Below are 4,754 nucleotides of genomic sequence, written 5' to 3'. Positions count from 1 at the left end.
CACCAGCACCGGGGCATAGAATCGGCGGGCCATGTAGTGAACCAGCTTCCAGCCGCCGCCATATTCGAGCGACGCCCAGCTCGCCACCGGCCAGGTGTCGTTGAGCTGCCAGTAGAGCGTGCCCATGCAGCGCGGCTTGCACGAGCGCCAGAACTCGATGGCGGTCTTCATCGCCAGGCCCTGGCTGACCTGGGAAAGCCAGGTCATGTCCTCGAATTTTTCGGGAAAGCGGACATAGCGCGCCAGCGTCTCGACGATGCGGCTGTTGCCGCCGCGGTTGCGCTGGTGCACCTCCATCACCCGCGACGAGACGTTGCGGTCTCGGGGCTCGGTGAAGCCGGCGATGATCCGGTTCGAGGGAAACGACTGGAAGCCGAATTCCGAGCAGAAGCGCGGCCTCACGCTACGGTAGTGCTCGAAATCCTTCGACGAATGCCAGACGTCCCAGAAATGCATGTCGCCCGAGGTGTCGTCATGCCAGCCGTCGCCGAAATCGAGCCGGCCGACCGAAGGCGAGGACGGCCAGAAGGCGACATCGGGTCGGGCTTCCGCCACCGCCTCCTCGAGCGCCGCGTTGAGCCGCGCGTAGATGGCGAGGTAGCGGTCGCGGTTGGCCCGGGCCTCGGGATACCAGGTGAGCGCCCCGATCACCTCGTTGTCGCCGCACCACAGCGCCAGGCAGGGATGGCCCGAAAGGCGGCGGATCTGCTGGCGCACCTCGCGCTTCACACTTGCGAGCCAGGCCGGGTCATGCGCCGGGTAGAGGCTGCAGGAAAACATGAAATCCTGCCAGACCATCAGCCCGAGCCCCGAGCACAGCTCGTAGAACCAGTCGGGCTCGTACTGTCCGCCGCCCCAGACCCGGATCATCGTCATGTTGGCCTCGACCGCCGAGACGAGCCGGTCGCGGACAACCTCCCTGGTCGCCCGCGCCGGCAGCGCGTCGGCCGGAATCCAGTTGGCGCCGCGCATGAAGATCTCGCGCCCGTTGACCCGGAAGGCGAACTTCGCGCCGGTTTCGTCCGCATCGGTCAGGAGCTCGACCGTCCTCAACCCGATGCGCCGGGTCGTCGCGTCCTGTCCCAGCCGGATGTCGAGATCATAGAGGGGCTGGGTCCCGTGCCCGGCCGGCCACCACAGCTTTGGGTTTTCGATCGTCAGCGACAGCCGTGCCGTGCCCTCGCCGGGCCAGACCTGAACCGTGGCGCGTGCCGCCTGACCGTCGCAGACCGCGTGCGCCTCGACCTCGCCCGCCGCGAAGGCGGTGTAGTGCAGATCGATCTCCAGCATCACACGACCCTCGCGGTGCACCTGCCGGACCATGACGTCGTCGAGCCGCGCCGTCTCCGAGCGCCGGAGCGTCACCGGTCCGCTAAGCCCCAGCGGCGACAGCGCGATGTTCCAGTCCCAGCCGGCGTCGCAATGGGTCTTGCGCAGGAAATTGTAGTGCGGGATGCGGTTGTTGTCCTTGGTGTAGGGCACCGGGAAGTCCGAGGCCGCGGCCCGCGCGGCGGCTTCGGCGGAGTTGGACAGGAAGCGGACTTCGAGGCGGTTTTCGCCCGAGACGAGCGTTTCGCCCACCTCGAAATCCTGGCGCAGGAAGCGGTTGTCGACCCGTCCCAGCAGATGGCCGTTCAAGCGGATCTCGGCCACGCAGTCGATGCCGTCGAACGACAGCGTCCAGACGCCGTCGCCGGCCGCAGAAAAATCGAAGCGCTGCGTCGCCGTCCACTCGCTTTCATGGATCCAATCGAGCGTGACCTCCGTGTCGCGCCAGTAGGGATCGGCGATGAGGCCGGCGTCCAGCAGCGCGGAATGTACGTCGCCGGGCACGGCCAGCGACACCGCGTGCGTGCCGTTCGTCACGCTCCAGTCCTGCGACAGGTCCAGCGGTCCGGCGATCATGTCTGGCTGAACTGTCATGGCGCGCTGTCCTCCCGGCGGTGCATTGCCCGTCAATGCCATGTTCGCGCGCAGGGAGAAAGATGAGGCCCGCGGTTTTCGCGGCCGGCCCGCCGGCGCCCGCGCGATCGGATCCGTGCCCGCCCGGCACGGGACCCGCGTGAGAATTGTGTTTGCCCCCGCAGGATTGTAGTGCTTGTCAGGGTCGAGTGGATGTTGGGAGAGACCATGACGGTGACGGGGCCGGAGCAGGCGGATCAGACCAAGCGCAAGCGCGGAAAGGGCGCGGGCGCGGTCTACGACACGCTCCGGCACGAGATCCTTAACCTGACGCTTGCGCCCGGAAGCCCGATCGACGAGGTCCGGCTGTCCGAGCGCTTCGGCATCTCGCGCACGCCTATCCGCGAGGCGCTGGTCAAGCTCGCGGGCGAGGGGCTGGTGGTCACGCTTGCCAACCGCTTCACCCTGGTGGCGCCGATCGATTTCCCCAATCTCCCGCAGTTTTTCGACGCGCTTACGCTGATGTACCGGGTCACCACGCGGCTCGCCGCCGCCAATCGGACGCCGGACGACGTGGCGGTCATTCGCAGGCTTCAGGACGCCTACGCCCGGGCGGTGGAGGCCAGGGACGTGGCCGAGATGATCGAGGTCAACCGCAATTTCCACGCCGCAATCGCGCGCGCGGGAAACAACCGCTACTATGCGGAGCTGTTCGAACGGCTGCTCGACGAGGGAAGGCGGCTGCTGCGGCTCTATTATTCGTCCTTCAATGACGACCTGCCGCGCGCCTATCTCCAGGAGCATGAGGACATGGTGCAGGCGATCGAGCGGCAAGACATCGAGGCAGCCGATCGCATCGCTGAGGCCCATGCGGGGCAGATCGTAAGGCAGATCCAGGCCTATATCACCCGGGATTCCCGCCTCAACGCCGATATCCGGCTCTGACCGGCCGGGCCACGGCCGCGCCGGGAGCGGCGATCCGCGTTTCACGCCAAATCATGTCGACAATAAAAATACAATGCGGTAGAATGGCTCCCGACGGACGCTGACGCGGCGCCGGGCAGCGCCGGCAAAGCTCTGGCGCACCGCCCTGATCGCAAGCTGCCGAGACCGGCTGAGGGACCACAAAGGACCGACCCATGGACGACACCATCTTCAAAGGCTGCATTCCCGCGCTCATGACGCCGTGCAAGCCCGACCGGACTCCGGATTTCGATGCGCTGGTGCGCAAGGGGCGCGAGCTGGTCGATGCCGGCATGTCGGGCGTCGTCTATTGCGGCTCGATGGGCGACTGGCCGCTGCTGAGCGACGCTGAGCGCATGGAAGGCGTTGCCCGGCTGGTCGGGGCAGGGGTTCCCACCGTTGTCGGCACCGGCGCGATCAACAGCGCCTCGGCGGTGGCCCATGCGGCCCATGCGGCGGAAGTCGGCGCGCAGGGGCTGATGGTCATTCCCCGCGTGCTCTCGCGCGGCAGTTCGGCCGCGGCCCAGGCCGCCCATTTCAAGGCGATCCTGTCGGTGGCATCTGACTTGCCCGCGGTGATCTACAACAGCCCCTATTACGGCTTCGCCACCCGCGCCGACCTGTTCTTCGCGCTGCGCAGGGATCACCCGAACCTGATCGGCTTCAAGGAATTCGGCGGCGCCGCCGACCTGCGCTACGCGGCCGAAAACATCACGTCGGCCGACGACAGCATCACCCTGATGGTCGGCGTCGACACCAATGTCTTCCACGGCTTCGTCAATTGCGGCGCCACCGGCGCGATCACCGGCATCGGCAACGCGCTGCCGAACGAGGTGCTGCACCTGGTCTCGCTGTGCAAGCAGGCCGCAGCGGGCGATGCGAAAGCCAGGGCGCGGGCCAAGCAGCTCGACGAGGCGCTGGGCGTGCTGTCCTCCTTCGACGAAGGCGCCGACCTGGTGCTCTATTACAAGCATCTGATGGTGCTCAACGGCGACGCGGAATACACGCTGCATTTCTACGAGACCGACGCGCTCTCGGCCTCGCAGAAGAACTACGCCGAAACCCAGTACCGGCTGTTCAAGGCCTGGTACGCCGAGTGGTCAAGGGAAGCCTGAACGTCCTCGCAAGACCGATTTGACAGCCCGGGGTCCGTCAGCGGAATCCGGGCTGGATCAGGTCCGTCAGGCGGCGCCCGGAGTCGTCCGATCGCCTCTCTAAATCATTGCGATCGCTGCCCGCCGACCCCTTTCCACATTAACAAAGATTAAGTTGATACGCCGGAAGAACGGGTTCACTCAGGACGTCGGGAGGACAGTCATCAAGACAGAAAGATCCTGACATGCCGACCCTTCTCAACCGCTATGCAACCCCCTTCATCACCGGCCTTTTTCTGGTTTCGCTCGTCTCGGGCGTGGCGCTGTTCTTCCACTGGGGATCAGCCGCCTTCCACGGCATGCACGAATGGCTGTCGATGGTCCTTATCCTCCCCTTCGCCCTGCATGTGTGGAAGAACTGGCGCCCGTTCCTCGCCTATTTCAAGCGGCTCCCGATGCTGGCGGCCCTCGTCGTGTCGCTGGCCGGCGGGCTGGCCTTCGCCGTGCCGGCCATGACCGGGGAGGGCGCCGGCACATCGCCGCAGCGGGCCATCTTCCAGGCGTTTGAAGGCGGCTCCCTGGCCCATGTCGCACCGCTCTTCGGTCACGACGGCGAGAGCCTGGCCGCCGTGCTGCGCGACAAGGGGCTGACGGTCCCGGGCCCCGACGCCACCATAAAGGCGATCGGAGAAGCCTCGGGCAAATCCGCCTTCGACGTGATCGGCCAGGTCGCCGCGGCCAAGCGCTGATCCCTCTTTTGAGCTCCCCTTCAGGGGGTCCGCAGGACGGCTCTGG

The 4,754-nt window shown here is 66.4% G+C and carries 4 protein-coding genes; 3 read left to right on the top strand and 1 reads right to left on the bottom strand.

What is annotated here, in order from left to right:
• Positions 1–1,923: glycoside hydrolase family 2 protein (locus tag LL06_RS24215; protein ID WP_035533158.1), on the bottom strand; the 1,923-nt coding region annotated here is incomplete at its 3' end.
• Positions 1,924–2,130: 207 nt separating this feature from the next.
• Between LL06_RS24215 and LL06_RS24210 the strand changes: the two genes are divergently transcribed.
• The 3 genes from LL06_RS24210 (at position 2,131) to LL06_RS24200 (ending at position 4,708) form a co-directional block, all read left to right on the top strand.
• Complete coding sequence (locus tag LL06_RS24210) at positions 2,131–2,847, top strand: GntR family transcriptional regulator (RefSeq protein ID WP_035533156.1); 717 nt, start codon at positions 2,131–2,133, stop codon at positions 2,845–2,847.
• 194 nt (positions 2,848–3,041) lie between these two features.
• On the top strand, positions 3,042–3,980 hold the full coding sequence (locus LL06_RS24205; RefSeq protein WP_035533154.1) for a dihydrodipicolinate synthase family protein: 939 nt from the start codon (positions 3,042–3,044) through the stop codon (positions 3,978–3,980).
• 224 nt (positions 3,981–4,204) lie between these two features.
• Entirely contained in the window at positions 4,205–4,708 is a 504-nt protein-coding gene (locus tag LL06_RS24200; RefSeq protein WP_035533152.1) for a hypothetical protein, read from the top strand.
• Positions 4,709–4,754 lie beyond the last annotated feature (46 nt).

Source organism: Hoeflea sp. BAL378 (assembly GCF_000759435.1).
Taxonomy (GTDB): Bacteria; Pseudomonadota; Alphaproteobacteria; order Rhizobiales; family Rhizobiaceae; genus Hoeflea.
Note: the sequence above shows the minus strand (reverse complement) of the source record. Positions and strands in the feature narration are given on the sequence as shown.

Bases quoted from the DNA above. Each gene is read 5' to 3' on its own strand.
- LL06_RS24210 (WP_035533156.1), top strand. From the start codon at position 2,131: ATGACGGTGACGGGGCCGGAGCAGGCGGATCAGACCAAGCGCAAGCGC.
- LL06_RS24205 (WP_035533154.1), top strand. From the start codon at position 3,042: ATGGACGACACCATCTTCAAAGGCTGCATTCCCGCGCTCATGACGCCG.
- LL06_RS24200 (WP_035533152.1), top strand. From the start codon at position 4,205: ATGCCGACCCTTCTCAACCGCTATGCAACCCCCTTCATCACCGGCCTT.